Genomic DNA, 19875 nt, shown 5'->3' with positions numbered 1-19875 from the left:
ATAAAAAGGATATTATAAAATCATGAATAACGACCAAACCCAATTAAACATTCGAGTAACAATAGTCACCAAGGCGCAGCTGAATTCAATCGGTATCAATCTACCGGAAGATCAGATGCAGGCGCTGATTCAGCACGTAGAAGATACGATCAATAGCCAAATTGGCGAAGAAATCGTTGAGTCTCTGGATGATGATCAGCTGAAAGAATTGGTGCAGATGCAGGACAATGACGCGCCAGCTGAAGAAATTGACGCATGGATTCGTGCACGAGTTCCAGAATATGATGAGATCATTGAAGATAACGTGGCGATTGTTCTGGGTGAATTAGCTAATAATTCCGATGCGATTCAAGCATAAATAAGCCTAGGAAAAATAAATCCGCCTTCACGTGAGAGGGCGGATTTTTATCGTGTGGAAATTATTGAGCAGCCATCTTTTTGGTGGCGCGCATCTGTCGTGGTGACGATGAATTGGTGATTTTGGATGGTTTCCTGAAGAAGTTTTTCGCGAGTGGCGTCTAATTCAGAAAAAACGTCGTCTAGCAGAATTAGCGGTCGAGATTGGCTGACTTCTGTTTGAAGTTCTAGCTCTAATAATTTGAACGCCAGCATAATGGTTCGCATTTCACCACGTGAAGCAACTTTAATGGCGGGCTGATTATGGAGAAAAATTGTGAAATCTTCACGGTGCGGACCGGCAGAAGTGAAGCCTGTAGCCATTTCATATTCGCGGGATTTTCCTAAGCGATTTAGTAGGGCTTGGTCATAATTTTCCAGAGGTACAATAGCGCCATATTCGATGGATAATTGCGTGTCTTTTCCCGCCAAAGATTCGTATAAATTTTTTATGCGGGGCTCGTTTATCTGGAGAAATTTGGCTCGTTTTTGGGCAATGTTGGTTGCGTATTGGATAAATTTTATATCCCAAGCAAACAGGTTGTCACGCCAAATTGATGAGTCTTCTTGGTGGGATTTTAAGAGTTCGTTGCGTTGTAAAAGAGTGCGATTGAAAGCTCTTAAATCCGTGTCGTATTTGGGGTCAAGTCGGGCAATTAAGCCATCCAGAAAGTCGCGCCGTCGGGATGGTGAGGAGGAGATTAATCTTAGTTCGCTTGGCTCAAACAAAACGACGGGCAGGCGATTTTTCCTAGTTAAGACCTTTGATTTATTGTCATTGATAATAAATTCTTTGTTTATTTTTCCGGAAATTGAATCAAGCTTAATACGTCGCTCGCCGAAATCTCCCTCCAGATGAATAATCGTCTGTGGGGCATTCAGCGTCATACAATCGCTAAGACTGCCACGAAAACTACTGCCGCGTAGCGCCACATAAACTGCCTCGAGCAGATTCGTCTTGCCGGTGCCATTTGGTCCAACGATTACCGTTCCAGAATTGCTAAAAGTCGCTTCGTGCAGATGATAAGACCGAAAATTGTATAGCTTAATCTTAGAAATCACTCTGTTATTATAGCACGGGGCGTAAGGCAAAATTAGCAGACAAGACGCTTGAAGTTTGATATAATAACGGATAGATAAATTGGAGGAAATATGTTCGACACAAACCCTTATGAAGAAAAAATGAATGCAGCGTTTAGCTTTTTTCAAGATGAATTGAAGAAGGTGCGAACAGGCAGGGCACACGCTGGAATGCTTGACGGTGTTATGGTTGAAGCTTACGGCACAAAAATGCCGCTTAATCAGGTTGCAAACGTAACCGCTCCAGAGGCACAAATGTTGTTAGTTACGCCATTTGACCCGAGTAACATTACGGCAATTTCCTCTGCAATTCGCGACAATCAAAGCCTAGGTTTTAATCCATCTGACGATGGGCGAGTGGTTCGTGTTCCAGTTCCAGCTTTGACTGAGGAGCGTCGCCACCAATTGGTGAAACAGGTTAGCGAGAAGGTTGAGGAAGCTCGAATTGCGATGCGTAATATTCGCCAAGACGCTCTTAAGGATGCTAAGCGAATGAAGGACAATAAAGAGCTGAGCGAAGACGATTTGAAGCGCGTAGAGAAAGAAATTGACAGCTTAATGAGCAAGATGCAGACGCAAATTGACGAGGCGTTTAAGGCGAAAGAAAAGGACGTCTTAACAGTTTAATGAGTGAAACTTTTGCCGATAAAGTGAAGGCGTTGAATTTGCCGTTGGATCAAATTATTGTTATTGGTAGTGGGATTTTGGATCAATTGGGGATTCGTCCAGCTAGTGATATTGATCTTGCGGCGAGTTCTGATTTGATGAAAAAGCTCTCCGAGGAAAGTGGCGATTGGATTAAAAAGTTCGACGATAATCAGCGTTTTTATTTTGTAAAAGATGATGGTTCGGCTGAAGTTTGGGATGGCTGGGTTTTTGATGGGCAGGCTGTTAGTTATGGCGAGCTGTTGAGTCAATCGGTAGAATATGACGGCGTAAGGTTCGTTAATTTGAAATTTCTGCGCAAATGGAAGAGCTGGCGTGGACGTGAAAAAGACGTACGAGATGTTGAGTTAATTGATGAATGGAGGGCGGATAATGAATGAAAATGTGAGTTTGCCGCGGCACATCGGGTTTATTGTTGATGGAAATCGGCGATGGGCAAAGCAGCATGGCTTGCCGACATACGAAGGACATCTGGCGGGCTATAACGCGTTAAAAGACGTGGCATTGGAGGTTCTTCATCGAGGTGTGAAATACGCGAGCGCTTATGTTTTTAGCACGGAAAACTGGAAACGGTCAGAGGAAGAAGTCCGACATTTGATGAAATTGCTATTGAACATACTGAAGGCTGACCTGCCGATATTTATCGAAAACGAGGTTCGCTTGAGGGTTATCGGATCTAGGGAAGGTTTGTCGGATCAATTGATCAAAGCGATTGACGAGGCTGAGAAAAAGACTGCCGATCTGAAAAATGGAGAATTGGTTTTATGCTTAAATTATGGTGGACATTTGGAGATTGCTGACGCGGTTAAAAAAATTGTTCAATCTGGAGTTTCTGCTGAGGAAATTACACCTGAGTTGATTGCTCAAAATATATACGCGCCAGAGGTGCCGCCGTGTGATTTGATTGTTAGAACTTCTAGTGAACAGCGGCTCAGCAACTTTATGTTGTGGCGATCAGCGTACAGTGAGTTGATGTTTATTGAGAAGAATTGGCCAGACATGACGGTGGATGACGTGTCGGTGATTTTAGAGGAATATGCTAATCGGAATAGGCGGTTTGGAAAATGATTGTTTGGGGAGTACTTTTAGGGCTATTTGTTCTCATTTTATTGGTAGTTTTGCATGAATTAGGTCACGCTATTGTCGCCAAGAGAAACGGCGTCAAGGTTGAGGAATTCGGAGTCGGATTTCCGCCTGCCGCAAAAAAATGGAAAGTAAAGCGAAGTTTCTTGGGTGAAAACGTAACGTTTAGTTTGAACTGGCTGCCGCTTGGTGGATTTGTCAAACTGAACGGTGAATATGATTCCGCAAAAGGCGAGGGCACATACGGTGGATCGACATTTTGGGTGAAGACGAAGATCTTGCTGGCTGGTGTCATGATGAACTGGATAACTGCGATTGTTTTGTTCACGATTCTTGCGATAATTGGCATGCCGAAAATCCTGTCGAACCAAGTTCAATTGCCATTTGATACAGAGGTTAGGCGTTCGCCGGTGGCGATAGCAAAAATCACACCGAATTCTCCAGCGGATAAAATTGGACTTAAGGTTAATGACGAACTTATTAAGATAAACGGCCAGTCGCTTACGGAGGCAGAAAAATTGCCAGTTATAACTAAGCAAAGTTCTGGCAAGAAAATCAGGGTTGAATATAGGCGTGACGGCAAAGAGTTAGCTGTTGATGTCCAGCTGAATGATGAAAAGTCCGTGAAGGGAAGCGGATATCTGGGCGTTATTCCGGGGCAGACGGAGAAAATGTATAGCACATGGTCGGCGCCTATTGTGGGTGTGGCGACTACTGGGCAATTGTCATATGAAACTGTCAAAGGCGTTGGTGTGTTATTGGTAAAAACCGTGCACGGATCAATCGGACAAATATTCGGTTCCGCAGAATCAAAGGAATCTGCACGAGCTGATTTAGCTTCTGTCAGCGGGAGCGTGGCAGGACCAATTGGCATACTGGGTGTATTATTCCCGTCAGTTGTCAGTTCTGGAATTGAGTATATCATTTTCGTGGCGGCGTTAATCTCGCTGACGCTGGCGGTGATGAACATTTTGCCAATCCCAGCGCTCGACGGTGGCCGCTGGTTCACGATGGCAATTTTCCGCTTATTTAAGAAAGATCTGACGAAAGAGCGCGAGGAAAATATTCAGGCAACCGGTATGTTGATTCTATTAATCTTAACAATTTTGGTGACGATCAGTGATGTTGGAAAGCTCTTCTAAGAAATTAAAAAATCGCAAATGGTGGCTGATTTTGGCGCTCCCAGCTTGGGTTTATGGCGTATTTTTGGCGGTGGAAGTTGTTGTTTCATTGGCGGTCGGTGTTTTGATAAAAATCGGCGTACCTCTCAATTCTGTGAATCCAGTTATTTTTAATACAGTGCTTTCGGTTATTGTATATATTTTGTCGCTAATTGTCGTGATTGGCGTACCGTTTTTCGTTAAGAAGCGCCGAACAACTTTGGGTAATTTGGGTGTGAATGATTGGCCGACGTTTTTAGAAATATTCATTTCTCCGTTTGCTTTCGTGGCGTACTTTTTACTAACAATGGTTACGATGAGCATCGCCAGAGTTGTTTTCTTAGTGGATATGCAACAAAAGCAAGCTATACCGTTCAGCCAGAGTATGTTGGCGACTCATTGGCAATTTATCATGGCGTTCGTTGTGTTGGTGGTGCTGGCGCCGATTGTTGAGGAGCTTTTATATCGCGGATATCTTTATGGCAAGTTGCGTAATTCTTTCTCGATTTGGCCATCGATTATCGTAACGAGCATAGCGTTTGGCGCGGCACATCTTTGGGTTGGTCCAGATTCACCATTGCAATGGGCGGTGGCAGTTGATACATTTACTTTAAGCTTGGTTATGTGTGCGACCAGGGAATACACTGGCGCAATTTGGGTGCCGATTATGATGCATATGGCGAAAAACGGAATAGCTTTTTATTTCTTGTTTGTCAATACGGGCGCAATTAATCAGACGGAATCGTTATTGCCATTTATATTTATGTAAAGGAGAGAAATATGCGAATGACACAACTTTTTACCAGAACTTTGAAACAGGCGCCAGCTGGCGAGGTTGCGCGAAATGCTCAGCTTTTGATTCGTGCTGGCTACGTACATAAAACGATGGCGGGTGTGTATTCGTTTTTGCCGTTGGGTTTGAGAGTTCTTGAGAATATTAAGCAAATTGTTCGCGAGGAAATGGACAAGGTTAATAGCCAGGAATTGGTGATGAGTACTTTGCAGCGAAAGGAATTGTGGCAAGAAACTGGTCGTTGGAGTGATGAATTGGTCGACGTTTGGTTTAAGTCTAAGTTGCAAGACGGCACAGACATTGGTTTTGGTTGGACGCACGAGGAGCCGATTGTTGATCTTCTTCGCAATTACTTAAAGAGCTACAAAGATTTGCCAATTAGCGTTTATCAATTCCAGAATAAATTGCGAAACGAACTTCGCGCTAAGAGTGGAATTATGCGTGGTCGTGAATTTGTGATGAAGGATATGTATTCGATTCACGACAGCAAGGAGAGTTTGGATAATTATTACAATTCGGTTATTGAGGCGTATAAGCGTTGTTATGATCGATTTGGGATTGGCGATGAAACATATGTGACGTTTGCTTCTGGTGGCGCTTTCACGAAGTTTAGCCATGAGTTTCAGACGATTTGCGACGCTGGTGAGGATTATATTTATCTTCATCGTGGTAAAAATATCGCTGTTAATGAAGAAGTTTTGGATGAGGCGGTCAAGGAGCTCGGCGTCGATCGTAGTGAATTAGAAAAAGTAAAAACTGCCGAAGTTGGCAATATCTTTAATTTCGGCACGCAGAAATCCGAAGAAATGAAGTTAGTGTTTACCGACGCCGAAGGTAAAGAGCGATACGCTTATATGGGAAGTTATGGTATTGGAATTACGCGAGTTATGGGCGTGATTGTTGAGAAGTTCGCTGATGATAAAGGTTTGGTTTGGCCAGAAAATATTGCGCCGTTTAAGGTTCATATTGTGGCAATTGGCGAAAAGGGTCAGGAACTAGCAGGTAAGTTTTATGACGAGCTGGCTAACAGTGGTGTCGATGTGCTACTCGATGATCGTGACGAGCGTCCAGGCGTGAAGTTTGCTGATGCTGAACTAATGGGGTTGCCGTGGCGGATAACGATCGGTGATCGAACGATTGACGGTGATGGCTTGTTTGAATTGACGGAACGAGCAACTGGCGAAACGCGAAAAATGGATTATCAGCAATTGATGGATTTTTGCCTTAGTCGGTAAGGCTGATTATATTGACATAATAAATAGCGATTGATATACTCAGATAGACTTAATCAGGACTAACTAAAAACACTATATTTAGTGTGGATCGTAAGACTAATACCACTACATACAGTAGAGGAGGAGATTTTTATGAAAAAAACTTATCAAATTACAGAAGCCGGGAAGGCTGATTTAGAAAAAGAATTGGCAGAATTGAAAGGCCGACGTGGCGAGATTGCTGAAAAAATTGCGGCAGCGCGAGATTTTGGCGACTTGAGCGAAAACGCGGAATATGATGCTGCGCGCGAAGAGCAAGGCTTGGTGGAAACGCGAATTTTGGAAATTGAAGATATTATTCAGAACGCCGAAATTATTAAATCCAACGGTAGCTCAAGCGTTGGTTTGGGTAGTACAGTTGAATTGCAATGTCCAGAAAGAACCGTATCTTACACAGTGGTTGGACCAGTTGAAGCTGATCCATTGGCTGGACGAATCTCAGATCAGTCGCCAATTGGTAAAGAATTGATTGGTAAGAAAATTGGTGATGAAGTAACGATTAAAACGCCAAAAGCCGAAATTACTTACATTATTAAGTCGATATCTTAAGTCTGGCGGGATTTACCGCGTATAATGTGCTATAATTATCTCTGTTATGGCCACATTACAAGATTATCGAAATGAACGACTACGAAAACTGGAAACATTACGTCAATTAGGCGTTGAACCATATCCAGCAAAATCAGAACGAACTCATACTTGTGCTGAGGTTTTATCTAAGTATGATGAGCTAGCTGGTAAGGAAGTTGTTGTTGCGGGTCGCGTGGCGTCTATCCGCAGTTTTGGAAAATTGGCATTTATTAAATTACGCGATCAATCTGGTGATGTGCAGCTTTACTTGCAGCGTGATGACGTGGCGGAATTAGATGCTGCGCGCGGTGTGCTTGATATGAAGCAACTTAAATTGCTGGACACGGGCGATTTTATCGAGGCGAAGGGCGTGATGACCACGACGCAAACGGGCGAAAAATCTGTTGGCGTGCGCGAGATCAGACTATTGACTAAATCGTTAAGGCCAATGCCAGAAAAATTAGAGAATAAGGAAGAGCGCTTGCGTCGACGTTATGTTGATATGAATGTCAATCCTGAAGTTCGCGAGCGGTTCATTCGCCGAAGTAAGTTTTGGCAGGCAACGCGAGATTATTTGAATAGTCATGGGTTCATCGAGATTAATGTTCCTGTTTTGGAGCATACCACTGGTGGTGCTGACGCGAACCCATTTGTGACGCACATGGACGCGCTGGGCGATCAGCAGTTTTATTTGCGAATTAGCCACGAATTGCCATTGAAGCGATTGATTGGTGCTGGATTTGAGAAAGTCTATGACCTCGGTCCGCGTTTTCGCAATGAAAATTACTCGGACGAGCATCTGCCGGAGCATATTGCTATGGAATGGTATGCGGCTTACTGGGACTGGAAGCAGGGAATGCGTTTCATGGAGTCGATGTATAAAGATGTGCTTCAGAAGACTTTTGGCACTCTGCAATTCCAATTGGGCAAATTCAACGTCGATATGAGCGGCGAGTGGGAAGTTTGGGATTACGCTGAAGTTATTCGCAAGCATTACGGCATCGATGTTTATAATACGACAATTGAAGAAGTTGCCGCTAAACTGAAAGAGTATAATTTGGAAGTCGAAAAAACTGACTCTATTCCGCGCAGCATTGATAAATTATGGAAGAATATTCGTAAAGATGTTGCTGGTCCGGTTTGGTTGGTGAATACGCCGAAGTTTATTAGTCCGTTGTCAAAGACTAATCCGGAAAATCCAGAGACGGTGGAGCGTTTTCAGCCTGTGATCGCTGGTTCGGAATTGGGCAATGGATTCTCCGAGCTGAATGATCCGATTGACCAGTTAAATCGTTTCCTTGAGCAGCAGCAAATGCGTGACGCTGGTGATGAGGAGGCGATGATGCTTGATATTGATTACGTTGAAATGTTGGAATATGGAATGCCGCCGGCTTGTGGTTGGGGCTATTCTGAAAGGGTATTCTGGATTTTTGAGGGCGTTACAGCGCGTGAAGGTGTGCCGTTTCCGCAGCTTAAGAGTGAAATTGACGAAACAACTCGGGCGATTTATCCGCAAGTCAACTTGTAATTTTGTTATAATTAAAGCATGAAACGTTTTCTTTTGGGGCTACTAACTGTTGGGCTATTGTTGGCTGGGTCTGGCAAAATGGCGTTTGCGGCACGCTCGACGGATAATTTTACTATCACAAAATTTAATGCGGAATATTCGTTGAGTCGCGACTCTGATAATCGATCAAAATTGGAAGCTACTTGGCGAATTACGGCTAATTTTCCGCCGAACCAAAATCGGGGAATCGCGCCAGTTTTTGTTAAGAAGTACGATAATCACTCGACGAATTTCTCATTGCAATCTGTAACTGATGAAAATGGTACGTCGCTTGAATATTCCTGGAATGACGATGAGCTGAGGATTGGCAATAAAAACACCTACGTGGAGGGCGAGAAAACTTACATTATTAAGTTTACGCAGCGTGACGTAACTAAGAATTACGGCGATACGGGACGTGATGAATTCTATTGGGATGTGATCGGTGACGAATGGCGCGTACCAATGGAAAATGTGCAAATTTCCGTGAAGCTTGATGAGTCTTTGGTTGCGGCAAGGCAAGGGAAAGTTTTTTGTTATGTCGGCAGTCGAGGTTCGACGACGCAATGTGACTTGAGCGAAGATAAGAGTCGGATTACTGCAAAAATAGATAAATTGAGTCGTCGACAAGGTGTAACCGTGGCGGTTGGATTTAAGAGCGGAACTTTTTCTGGATATCAAGAAACGCTAATGGAAAAGTTGATTGGAATTTGGCATTTGATGCAGATTTTGGCTTATACAATCGCGACACCTTTGGTGATTTTTCTAATAATTCGATATAGGCGGTTGGTTGGCAGAGATAAGGAATTAAAACCGATTCCACCGGAATATTTACCGCCAGAGGATATTAGCGTTTTGATGTCGACATATGTTTTGAAAAAATACGATGATCCATTCAAGGTCAAAGGTTTGCCAAAGGTCGCGCAATTATTAGACCTGGCAGTTCGGCATTATATTAAAATTTATGAAGTGAAAAAATCTTCGCTGTTTAGCGGTGCGCAATACGAGATTGAAATTATTAAAGATTTGCAGGAACTTAAAGCCGAGGAAATTGAAATTGTCCAGGATATGTTCGACAGTCCATCTATCCCAAAGCCAGGTCAACGCCTAAATCTGAAAAATCTTCAAAATAATATAAAATACATGACGCGAACGCGTGACGATGATAAAAATTTGGAGACGCTAGCCAGAGAGAAATATGGTTTATGCGAGCAAAATCCAGAGGTGCAACGAATGATGAGAGGGTGGTTTAAGCGAGTTCTTGTGTTGGCTATTTTGTTTTTGTCGCCGATGTTCCTTGTTGTGTCAATTATACTTGCTTTCGCGTCCAGAGGTTGGTCGCTGACTGATGACGGTTTAAGTTTGAGGCGATATTTGGAGGGATTGAAAATGTATATCGGCGTGGCTGAAGCTGAGCGCTTGAATATTCTACAAAGTCCTGAGGGCGCGGAAAAAGTAGTTGTTGATGTGAATGACGAAAAGCAACTTGTTAAATTATATGAAAGAGTTTTACCTTATGCTGTGTTGTTTGGGCAAGAGAAAAATTGGAGCAAGCAAATGGGTAAATATTACGAGCAAGTTGGCGAGGCGCCGGATTGGTATGTTGGGCAAGGCGCGTTCAATGCTGTGGCGTTTTCGTCTGGACTGAGCGGATTGTCGACGGCGGCTGGCCATGCTAGTGATTATTCTTCAACTTCTGGCGGTTCGTCTGGTGGCGGATTTGCTGGCGGCGGCGGAGGCGGCGGCGGAGGCGGCGGCTGGTAGAATTTGCTATAATTAAAGATATGTCTGATATTTTATTGTGGTTGGCGGCGGCTGTTTTATTGGCGCTTTCTGGGCTATTTTCCGGTCTGAATATTGGCTTAATGATGGCGCGACCTGATGATTTGAAGCGAAAAGCCAGGCAGGGCGACAAAATTGCAGCGCGAGTATATCGATATCGAAAAGACGGTTATTATTTGATTTTCTGTATTTTACTTGGCAACGTCGGCGTGAATACTGCGATGTCAATTTTGCTTGGCAATATGACGAATGGCGTGGTCGGTGGTCTGATTGCGACGCTTCTTATTACGATGTTTGGCGAGATTTTGCCGCAGGCGATTTTCTCGCAGCGTGGATATCGATTTGTGCGATATTTCTTTTGGTTACTTGATGTAATTTACGTGCTATTTTGGCCGCTTGCTCAGCCGATGTCAAAATTGTTGAATCGCTGGCTGGGTAAGGAAGCGCCGCAATTATATTCTCATCAGGAGCTGGAGGAGATTATTCACGAGCACGCCGTCAGGTCGGATAGTCCGGTTGATTATGACGAAAGCCGAATTGCGGCGGGAGCGCTGCAGTTTAGTAAAAAGACGGCTGGCGATTTGGTTACGCCGATGAGCGAGGTTTTTGTCGTGGATTTGGATGACGAGCTGGACGCGACTCTATTAGCCCAGATTAAGCACGCTGGACATTCGCGAATTCCAGTTCAATCTGACGGGGAATTGGTCGGAGTTTTATATGTGAAGGATGTCGTTGGACGAGATTTGCCGTTGCCAATTAGCCAATTGTACCGCGATAAAATTTACGATATTGACAAGAGGTCGCGCCTGGATACAGTCTTAAGTCGATTCATTCAAACGCACAATCATTTGTTTGTGGTGATGGACGATGAGACGGAGCTGGGAATTATTACGCTAGAAGACGTGATTGAAGAGATTCTGGATCAAGAGATTGAAGATGAGTATGATGAGGAGTAGAGAACGATTTATATATAGTGATATACTAAGAAATATATTTGACAAAAACGATGGGCAGGGAGATTAATGTGTCTAAAGAGCAATATTTTGGAGATGGCATTCCTGATCGATTGCGACAGCTGTCAGTCGAAGATATGCCGATAGAAAAGTTATATATCCTCGATACCGTAATGGATGATTCGGAGTTTTCTGATCTGGGCGACGAAGTGGAGTTTGATGATGATGCTATATATGTAGACAAAACTCAGGCAGGAGGTCTGGGTAGACTAGCTATAGATAAGAGGTGTGCCGTGAAAGCTCTCGATAAAATTGATCCAGCTGATTTTAATTCAGTAATTCTAATGAAAGCATATGTACAAGATGGCGACAATCTCTGTTGCGGTGTTATCGCGGACTGCCGATTTTACAAAGGATCATTTGGTGTCGATAGTGGAAAGGAAATTGATTTTACAGATCAGGAAGAGATGTGGGAGACGCTTGACGATCAAGCAAATAAGTTAGTAATTTCTGCCGTGATTGATGTAGAAGATGGACAAGTTAAAATATGGGGCGATCCAGTATTTTTTGACGCCGCTGTGTATATGACTAAGTTGGTTAGCGACAAGTATTCGAAATGCGAAGAGAGTGATGAGCGGGTGTCGAAATCTGACACAGTTTTAAGAAAATCTGAGCTCCAAGATAAAGCCAAAAAGGCTATATCTTCTTTTTCTAAGACTTGTGAATATGCAGTTGGTGGCTTACATAAGTGGATTAAGGATCATCGGAAATAGAAAATTTTGAATATTTTTTCAAAAATACCTTGACTATTTAAGGTACCTTGTATAACATAGTACTATGTATAGTAAATCAACAAGGAGCTTAATGTGAAAAGAATTGACATTATTAAACGCGCCGGTCGAAATTTGGGGCAATCAAAAGGTCGCACGATTTTAACCGCGCTGGCAATTTCAGTTGGAGCGTTTACGATTGGTCTGGCGCTGATGGCTGGAGAAGGCGGTCGGCTGTATACAAACAGCATGGTTGACGCGGCTGGCGATAAAAAATCTGTTTCGGTCTATAAAAAAGTGACCTCGTCGGGACCTGATAGCAATCTTTCAGAATATAGCGACTCGGAAGATACGGAAAAGGATCAGTCTAAGGCGATAGAAAAATATTCGATGACTGATAACGATGTGAAAAAAATACAGAAAGTTCCGCACGTAGAAAAAGTGACACCAGCTTATTCTATGTATGGAGTTTTATACGCCAAAAGTTCGGCAAGCGATAAAAAATTCGTGCCTAGCGTAACCGTGAAGTTCGATAAAACTCGAATGAAGTTTGCGGCTGGTAATTTGGACAATTTTATGCCGAAAAAAGGCGAGGTTGTTATTCCAGAATCTTACATAAAAGAAATGGGATTTAGCGATGCAAAATCGGCAATTGGACAAACGATTACGCTGGGATTGAAAAAAGGAGATTCGCCGAGCAAGAACGCTGACAAAGAAATATCTCTGAAAGTTGCGGCAGTCGATAAACCTTCGGACACGATTCTATTTTACCAGCCAGCTGTGCGCGTTTCTGTGGATGATGCTAAGGAGATTTACGCCTTCAGTCACGCTAAAAATTTGCCTAATGATTATTCTTACGTAATTGCGTTTGTTGATGATGAGAAAAATGTTGAGGCGGTGAAGAGTGAGCTTGGCAAGGACTACATGGCGTCTTCGGTTCAGGATGTGCGTAAGGCTATGCTGACTTTTGTGAATATGGCTCAAATGGCGCTGATTGGGTTTGGCGGTTTGGCGCTGCTTGCGAGCGTGTTTGGAATTGTTAATACGATGTACATTTCTGTTCTGGAGCGAACTAGCCAGATTGGGCTAATGAAAGCTCTGGGAATGCGAGGTCGTGATATCGGTAAAATGTTCAGATACGAAGCGGCGTGGGTTGGGCTTCTCGGCGGTTTGATTGGCGTTGGTTTGGCGAGTTTGATGTCGCTACTTAATCCTATGATTGCTAGTTTTCTGAAGTTGGAACAAGGTACGAATTTATTAGTCGTTAATCCTCTGCAAATGGGGCTTTTAATAATCGGGCTGATGATTATGGCGGTGCTTTCTGGCTGGCTGCCGAGCCGCAAGGCAACAAAATTAGATCCAATTGAAGCGTTAAGGACGGAATAGGAGAATTGTTATGATTGAGCTTAAAAATGTGACGAAAATTTACGGCAAAAAGAAGAACCAATTTGTGGCGCTAAATGATGTGAGTCTGCAAATTCCAACAGGCGTGAGCGTGGCGATTTTGGGAAAATCTGGTTCGGGAAAATCGACGCTGATGCACGCAATTTCTGGTCTGGATCGACCGCAGCAAGGTCAAGTGATTATTGACGGTCAGGACATTCTGAAATTGAAACAAAAGCAAGTTGACGAATTCCGCGCGAGAAAAATAGGTTTTATTTTCCAGAGCTTCTTTGTTCAGGGCAATGAAAGCGTGGCGGATAACGTGAGTTTGCCGCTGGAAATTGTGAAGACGCCAAGGGGCTTGAGGGAAAGTAAAATCAATGAGGCGCTGAAGGCGGTGGACTTGTACGAGAAACGCAAGAATCGTGCGAAGGACTTGTCGGGTGGTCAGAAGCAGCGTTTGGCAATTGCGCGGGCAATTGTCGGTAGTCCTCAGATCATTTTTGCGGACGAACCTACGGGAAATTTGGATAGCGAAACTGGCGCGAAGGTGGAAGAATTGCTATTCAATTACAACAGGCAAGAAGGCGCGACGCTGATCATCGTGACGCACGACGTTGATTTGGCTAAGAAATGCGATTATCAAATCCTGATCAAAGACGGCAAAATTAAGGGCTCTAACATACCGAAAGAAGGTAAAAGTGGACGTTGATAGCTATGCGGAAAGCTTGGCGGTCCAATTGCGAAAAGGATTTTTGGTTTATTGCGTTTTACTGGTTTGTTCTAATAAAGCGCAGTACGCCGGCGACATCGTTAAGCAATTGAACAATTCGGATTTAACGGTGGTCGAAGGTACGATTTATCCGCTGCTGAATAGGCTGCAGAAAGACGGATATCTGCAACACGAATGGCAGGAAAGCGAGCAAGGTCCGCCGCGAAAATATTATTCATTGACAGATCACGGCGATCAATTGATTCACGAGCTTAAAGATCACATAAATATGTTAAATAATTCGCTTGATAACTTAGAGAGAGGAATAAAATAATGAAGGAAATAACCAGGATTCATCTGGCAAAAACGGCGTTTAGTGTGGAGATTGACGCTAAGAAATCGCTAGAAAAATATCTTAATTCGATTCAGAAAAATATGCACGCCGATTCGGAAGCGATGAAGGAAATTGAGGCGCGAATGGTTGAAATTCTAGCCGAGCGTGGCGTGATGAAAGAGGGCGTTATTGGCGACGATGACGTTTTGGCGATTAAAAATCAAATGGGCAAGCCGCGCGATTTTTCGGATGATAGCGAGGACTCAACTGATGAATTGACGGATGATAATGAGAAGCCAGAAAAGCAATTGATGCGCGACACGGACGGGGCTGTCATTGGCGGCGTGTGTGCGGGAATAGCGGCATACTTTAATATCAATCCGTTGTGGGTGCGACTGATTGCAATTGTCTCGCCGTTCGTAACATTCGGTACGACGGTGCTGGTTTACCTTGCGATGTGGGTGTCAATGCCGCCAGCAAAAACCGCGTCGGACAAATTACGAATGCGCGGAAAGCCGGTAACTTTGGCTGCGCTTAAGGAAATTTCCGCTGATGGAAACTCAATTACGTCTGCCAGAAAAACTCCAATTGCGAAATTTTTCCAATATTTTGTCGGCGCTGTGGTGCTACTTACGACGCTAGCGGTGTTGTTTGGGCTGATTGTTGGCGGGGCGCTCGGCGTTTCCATGATTGATATGCTCGGCGGTTTGGGTATGCAAATGTGGGCGTGGGGAGTATGGGCTTCCTTGGCAATTGGCGGAATCGCGACGGTAATATTTGGCGCAATTGTAACGCGTAGCATATTCGCTTGGAAGGTCAATCGATTGTCTGTAATCACAATGATCGTGGCGGCGTCCGTTGTTTTTATGAGTTTGGCAAGCGCTGCAATATTTAGCGCGCACGCTGGCTTGGAATATGCGCGTGAATCGCAGCAGCTCACGAAGAAAGTGAATATCGATATTCCAGATACGACGAACGCTAATTCAATTTTTATTGATATGCCAGTGGGGAATGTTTCGCGAATAAATTCTGACAAATTTAAGGTGGAGGCGGAGTTTGTGGATTTGCCAAAGGCGAATAAACCAGAAATTAACGTGCGCCGCGATGGCGATAAAATCGTGCTGTCTGTTTCTGAGAAGTGTAACGCGATATTCTTTGACGGTTGCTTGAAGTTTTATAAGCCGATAACTGGCTTGAAAATTTATGCTCCTGCGGGCGTGAATGTTAGCGGCTTGTTCTATCAAAATTCGATTGAAGCAGAAAATTCTGAATCTTAAGCCCGTGCATTTGAATGATTTTACTGCTAATGCTACACTTGAAAGATGAAAGGTAATTTTTAAGCGTGGCTTGGTGGCAAGCAATTATTCTCGGCGTAATCGAGGGAATTACGGAATTCTTACCGATTTCTTCGACTGGACATCTGACAATTGCTGAGAAGTTGTTGGGAATGCGAATTGACGATCCGAGTGTCGTGGCTTTTACTGCGATAATCCAGATCGGAGCAATTTTGGCGGCGGTGATTTATTTCTGGAGCGATATCTGGCGAATTTTACAGGCTTGGTGGCGCGGTTTATGGTGGAAGCGAGCGCGTCGAAAGTTTGATTATAAATATGGTTGGGCAATTATTATCGGCTCAATTCCTATTGCGATTGTCGGATTATTATTCAAGCACGAAGTTGAAACGGTTCTGCGCAGTTTGTGGTTTGTGGCGTTTGGGTTGATTGGTTGGAGCGTTGTTATGTGGCTGGCTGACAATCGCGCGGCAAATAATAAGCGTGGCGAAACTGAGACTAGCTGGAAAGACACTTTAGCTATTGGCGCGGGGCAGTGTTTGTCGCTCATTCCTGGAATTAGTCGTTCCGGCGCAACGATTTCAGTTGGTTTGTTCCGTGGATTTGACCGCGTGTCGGTTACGAAGTTGAGTTTCTTCTTGGGTATTCCGGCGCTGGTTGCAGCAGGACTATTGGAAGTCGCTACCAAATATAAACACATTTCTGGCGGCGTTGGCTGGACTCCAACTATAATCGCCACGGTAATTTCATTCGGCGTCGGTTATTTGGCTGTGTCGTGGTTATTAAAATTTATTCAGAGCAATAATTTCCGACCGTTTATAATTTATCGATTTGTCCTGGGGCTGTTGTTGTTGGTTATGCTTGGCGCGGGAATGATTTCTCACGTTTAGATATGATTGATTTTTCATATTGCTACATGTAAAATAAAAGCATAATCAATATCAAATAAAGTTTAAAGGAATATTTTAAGTGGAGCGAGAAAATACAAGAAAGCCTGCATCAAAAGCTTTCGTGCTAAGTCTTTTTGTGATCACAATAATACTCATAATATTATTATTTTTTATTAAGATTTCACCACGCGGAGTAATTGATCCGAATGCAGTTTCTATTCGTCAGGATTCGGGCGAGATTCAATATAAATATGCTGATGGAAATTGGCAGAAAATAGTTTCGCTTGAGGATTTGAAAAATAAGGATAACGGCACTAATAAGGAAGATAACAAGAAAGAATCTAGTAAATCTGATAGTCGCGAAATTGAAATTCAGAAGAACGCCTTGTATATCCAGTGGCGATATGCCGGGGAATCTGAATGGAAAAATATCATAGCCTACTCAGACTTAAAGGGTAAGGATGGCCGAGACGGTAGAGATGGTCTTAATGGTCAGAATGGCAAGGACGGGCGAGACGGTATTAACGGCAGGAACGGTCAAGATGGCAAGGACGGTCTTAATGGTCAGAATGGTAGAGATGGCCAAAAAGGCGACAAAGGCGACACTGGTGCGGCAGGTCCCGCTGGGGCAACTGGAGCCACAGGAGCTACAGGAGCTACAGGTGCAACTGGTGCTACAGGAGCGGCTGGCCGAAATGCTACGATCTCTGTAGCTAATAGCACTCAGCCTTGCTCGACTGGATTGACTATTACCGGAAATGGTACAAGCAACCTAGGTTTACAATTTACAGGCAAGAATCTTCCTGCGGGTGGTAAAACAAATCAAGTGCTCGGCAAGAAAACTGATGATGACTGTGACGTAGAATGGAAGGATACGTACGAGATTCGCGGAACTGGTATGCCTGAGGGTAATGTTAAGGCTAGTGTTGGTACGTATTATACCGATACAGCCGCTACAAACGGTGCCATTCGCTGGATTAAAACTCGTGGTAGTGATAAAACAGGCTGGAAGGTTGTATATGGTGACACTGGCTGGAGAAGTGTTCCTCAAATTCTCTCAACATCCATGAAAGCTAGCGTGGTCAAGGTTCGACGAATCAACAATACTGTTTATCTGTACGCAGCTCTTACGGGCTGGGCGTATAACTGGAACGGTGGTGGTACGGGCACGTTGCCAGATGGACTACGCCCCAGTGACCAGATGCAAGGCCCTTCTGCTGGACGACGGGGTAATTCGTACTTGACTTGGATCATTCAAACTAGTGGGCAGATTAATGCTGAAGCAGCTAGCGCTGAGAACCCAACGCCAACGCTTCCTCCGATCGTTAGCGTATCGTATGTGCCAAACGACAATGTTCCATGGCCAACGACGTTACCTGGCACAGCTATGTAAGTAAATTATTTACACTTATCTAAAACCCCGTCTGTCAAATCCGGCGGGGTTTATTTATATATAGTCTATGTTGTTATATAATTGAGACATGTTAGACATTAAGTTCATCAGGGAAAATGCCGATTTGGTGCAAAAGTCGGCAAACGATAAAGGCTATAAAGTTGATATTGCGGCGTTGTTGCAATTAGACGATGAGCGTCGCGATTTGCAGAAGCAAGTTGAAGCGTTACGCGAACAGCGCAATGTTATTTCAGCGAAGATGAAGGGCGGTCGACCAGATCAAGAGCTAATTGATCAGGGCAAGCAATTGAAAGTTGAGTTGGCAGAGCGTGAGAGCTATTTGAAATCGACCGAGGAAAAAGTTGCGGCAATTCTTAAAAACGTCCCGAATATCACTTTTGATGACGTGCCTCTGGGCGGTGAAGAAGATTCCGTTGAGGTAAAAGTTTATGGCGATTGCAAAACTGGCGCAAAAGACCATTTGGATTACGCCGTAAGCCGCGGCTGGGTGGACTTTGAGCGTGGCGCTAAGGTGGCTGGTGCGAAGTTTTACTATTTGAAGGGCGATTTGGCTTTATTGGAAAATGCCGTAACTCAATTTGCTTTGGATTACGTAACAAAGCAGGGCTTCACATTTATGACCGTGCCGCATATGGTCAATTTGCGAACAGCTGAGGGCGCAGGTTTTACTCCGAAGGGCGAGGGCAGTAATGAATATGTAGTTGACGGCGAAGATTTGACGCTAATTGGTACGGCGGAAATGCCACTAACCGGCTATCACGCGGATGAAATTTTGGACGAAAAAGATTTGCCATTGCTATACGCTGGATATAGTCCTTGCTATCGAAAAGAGGCGGGAACATACGGAAAGCACACGCGTGGTTTATTCCGAGTTCATCAGTTCAATAAGTTGGAAATGTACGCGTTTTGTTTGCCTGAGCAATCTAAAGAGATTCATGAGAAAATTCTTAGCGTTGAAGAGGCGCTTTGGCAGCAAATTGGGATTTCTTATCACGTGGTTAATATTGCGGCGGGCGATTTGGGTGCGCCAGCTGCAAAGAAGTATGACATTGAATATTGGTCGCCAGTTGATCAAACTTATCGTGAACTGACGAGTTGTTCGAATTGTACTGATTATCAAGCTCGCGGTTTGAACATTCGAGTCAGGCGAGAAAACGGTACGATTGAATCTGTTCACACATTGAATGGGACTGCGGTGTCATTGGCTCGTTCTCTGGTAGTGATTTTGGAGAATTTCCAGAATCCAGATGGAACTTTGACTGTCCCTGAAGTACTTCGTCCATATATGAATGGTCGTGACGTGATATAATAGAGAGCGTATTAGTTAGTAGGAGGAAAAATGATTAAGGATATTACAATTACTGGCGTTAAATATGAACTGAACGCCACAACAAAAAAATACGTTGAGCGAAAAATTGGTTCGTTGGGAAAATACTTGCCACGCCATGCCCGAAAAAGCGCGTCTGCAGATGTGAAGATTAAGCAGATTGACAATCCTGGCGGCAACAAATACGAAGTTGAAGTTATCATCAATGTGCCAGATAAGAAAATTGTAGCTAAAGATTCTACCATGAACGTTTTGGCAGCGGTGGATATTGTTGAAGCTAGGTTGAATGGTCAAGTTCGTAAGTATAAAGACGATGTGCTGGCTCACGTTGGCGGAAGCCGCGGGGTTTTGGCGAAGCTAAAGCAAACTTTCGGCCGAAAATAATTGATAGATGAAATTGGCAGGAAAGCGTTCAGATTCTGGGCGCTTTTCCTTTTCAAATTGCCCGAA

General features: G+C 43.9%; 21 protein-coding genes. 20 read left to right on the top strand and 1 reads right to left on the bottom strand.

The window, feature by feature from the left end; translation table 11 throughout:
• The first annotated feature begins 22 nt into the window (after positions 1 to 22).
• Positions 23 to 358, top strand: a complete 336-nt coding sequence (locus LRM50_RS01425; protein WP_129632387.1) for a DUF5663 domain-containing protein — start codon at positions 23 to 25, stop codon at positions 356 to 358.
• Between the two features lie 47 nt (positions 359 to 405).
• On the opposite strand, the gene recF is transcribed toward LRM50_RS01425, so the two are convergent.
• Positions 406 to 1458 (bottom strand): DNA replication/repair protein RecF, encoded by a 1053-nt coding sequence (gene recF, locus LRM50_RS01420; RefSeq protein ID WP_243809590.1) that lies wholly within the window; start codon positions 1456 to 1458, stop codon positions 406 to 408.
• A 90-nt stretch (positions 1459 to 1548) separates the two neighbouring features.
• Here recF and frr point away from each other — a divergent pair, with 90 nt between their 5' ends.
• From frr to hpf, 19 genes are all read left to right on the top strand, one after another.
• On the top strand, positions 1549 to 2103 hold the full coding sequence (gene frr, locus LRM50_RS01415) for a ribosome recycling factor (protein WP_243777718.1): 555 nt from the start codon (positions 1549 to 1551) through the stop codon (positions 2101 to 2103).
• Positions 2103 to 2522 (top strand): hypothetical protein, encoded by a 420-nt coding sequence (locus LRM50_RS01410; RefSeq protein ID WP_243777717.1) that lies wholly within the window; start codon positions 2103 to 2105, stop codon positions 2520 to 2522. Before frr ends, LRM50_RS01410 begins: the two co-directional genes overlap by 1 nt.
• Positions 2515 to 3210, top strand: coding sequence for a polyprenyl diphosphate synthase (gene uppS / locus LRM50_RS01405; protein ID WP_243777716.1), 696 nt, complete (start codon positions 2515 to 2517; stop codon positions 3208 to 3210). The genes LRM50_RS01410 and uppS overlap by 8 nt, the downstream gene beginning before the upstream one ends.
• The gene (locus tag LRM50_RS01400; RefSeq protein WP_243777715.1) at positions 3207 to 4367 is read left to right on the top strand and encodes a M50 family metallopeptidase; all 1161 of its coding nucleotides are present in this window, start codon (positions 3207 to 3209) and stop codon (positions 4365 to 4367) included. The genes uppS and LRM50_RS01400 overlap by 4 nt, the downstream gene beginning before the upstream one ends.
• Positions 4348 to 5154, top strand: coding sequence for a CPBP family intramembrane glutamic endopeptidase (locus LRM50_RS01395; protein ID WP_243777714.1), 807 nt, complete (start codon positions 4348 to 4350; stop codon positions 5152 to 5154). Before LRM50_RS01400 ends, LRM50_RS01395 begins: the two co-directional genes overlap by 20 nt.
• 17 nt (positions 5155 to 5171) lie before the next feature.
• Positions 5172 to 6413 (top strand): aminoacyl--tRNA ligase-related protein, encoded by a 1242-nt coding sequence (locus LRM50_RS01390; protein WP_243777713.1) that lies wholly within the window; start codon positions 5172 to 5174, stop codon positions 6411 to 6413.
• 132 nt (positions 6414 to 6545) lie between these two features.
• Complete coding sequence (greA, locus tag LRM50_RS01385; RefSeq protein WP_243809589.1) at positions 6546 to 7001, top strand: transcription elongation factor GreA; 456 nt, start codon at positions 6546 to 6548, stop codon at positions 6999 to 7001.
• 46 nt (positions 7002 to 7047) lie between these two features.
• A complete protein-coding gene (locus tag LRM50_RS01380) occupies positions 7048 to 8550 on the top strand; it encodes a lysine--tRNA ligase (protein ID WP_243809588.1) in 1503 nt (500 codons plus the stop codon).
• 18 nt (positions 8551 to 8568) lie between these two features.
• The gene (locus LRM50_RS01375; protein ID WP_243809587.1) at positions 8569 to 10332 is read left to right on the top strand and encodes a DUF2207 domain-containing protein; all 1764 of its coding nucleotides are present in this window, start codon (positions 8569 to 8571) and stop codon (positions 10330 to 10332) included.
• Positions 10333 to 10352: 20 nt separating this feature from the next.
• Positions 10353 to 11306: a CNNM domain-containing protein gene (locus LRM50_RS01370; RefSeq protein WP_243809586.1), complete on the top strand. Its 954-nt coding sequence runs from the start codon at positions 10353 to 10355 to the stop codon at positions 11304 to 11306.
• 38 nt (positions 11307 to 11344) lie between these two features.
• Positions 11345 to 12076 carry a hypothetical protein gene (locus tag LRM50_RS01365; RefSeq protein ID WP_232736391.1) on the top strand — a complete coding sequence of 244 codons (732 nt, stop codon included), beginning with the start codon at positions 11345 to 11347 and terminating at the stop codon, positions 12074 to 12076.
• 93 nt (positions 12077 to 12169) lie between these two features.
• Positions 12170 to 13459, top strand: a complete 1290-nt coding sequence (locus tag LRM50_RS01360) for an ABC transporter permease (RefSeq protein ID WP_243809585.1) — start codon at positions 12170 to 12172, stop codon at positions 13457 to 13459.
• Positions 13460 to 13463: 4 nt separating this feature from the next.
• Complete coding sequence (locus LRM50_RS01355) at positions 13464 to 14168, top strand: ABC transporter ATP-binding protein (RefSeq protein ID WP_445083105.1); 705 nt, start codon at positions 13464 to 13466, stop codon at positions 14166 to 14168.
• Positions 14158 to 14502 carry a PadR family transcriptional regulator gene (locus LRM50_RS01350; RefSeq protein WP_243809583.1) on the top strand — a complete coding sequence of 115 codons (345 nt, stop codon included), beginning with the start codon at positions 14158 to 14160 and terminating at the stop codon, positions 14500 to 14502. The genes LRM50_RS01355 and LRM50_RS01350 overlap by 11 nt, the downstream gene beginning before the upstream one ends.
• The gene (locus LRM50_RS01345; protein WP_243809582.1) at positions 14502 to 15779 is read left to right on the top strand and encodes a PspC domain-containing protein; all 1278 of its coding nucleotides are present in this window, start codon (positions 14502 to 14504) and stop codon (positions 15777 to 15779) included. The genes LRM50_RS01350 and LRM50_RS01345 overlap by 1 nt, the downstream gene beginning before the upstream one ends.
• A gap of 65 nt (positions 15780 to 15844) precedes the next feature.
• The gene (locus LRM50_RS01340; RefSeq protein ID WP_243809581.1) at positions 15845 to 16684 is read left to right on the top strand and encodes an undecaprenyl-diphosphate phosphatase; all 840 of its coding nucleotides are present in this window, start codon (positions 15845 to 15847) and stop codon (positions 16682 to 16684) included.
• Between the two features lie 79 nt (positions 16685 to 16763).
• Entirely contained in the window at positions 16764 to 18077 is a 1314-nt protein-coding gene (locus tag LRM50_RS01335) for a hypothetical protein (RefSeq protein WP_243809580.1), read from the top strand.
• Between the two features lie 88 nt (positions 18078 to 18165).
• Positions 18166 to 19407: a serine--tRNA ligase gene (gene serS, locus LRM50_RS01330; protein WP_243777701.1), complete on the top strand. Its 1242-nt coding sequence runs from the start codon at positions 18166 to 18168 to the stop codon at positions 19405 to 19407.
• Between the two features lie 30 nt (positions 19408 to 19437).
• Positions 19438 to 19809, top strand: coding sequence for a ribosome hibernation-promoting factor, HPF/YfiA family (hpf, locus tag LRM50_RS01325; RefSeq protein WP_129632445.1), 372 nt, complete (start codon positions 19438 to 19440; stop codon positions 19807 to 19809).
• The last annotated feature ends 66 nt before the right edge of the window (positions 19810 to 19875 follow it).

It is taken from the genome of Candidatus Nanosynbacter sp. TM7-053, assembly GCF_022828375.1.
In the GTDB taxonomy this organism is placed as follows: domain Bacteria; phylum Patescibacteriota; class Saccharimonadia; order Saccharimonadales; family Saccharimonadaceae; genus Nanosynbacter.
This window is presented reverse-complemented; position numbering and strand designations above follow the sequence as displayed.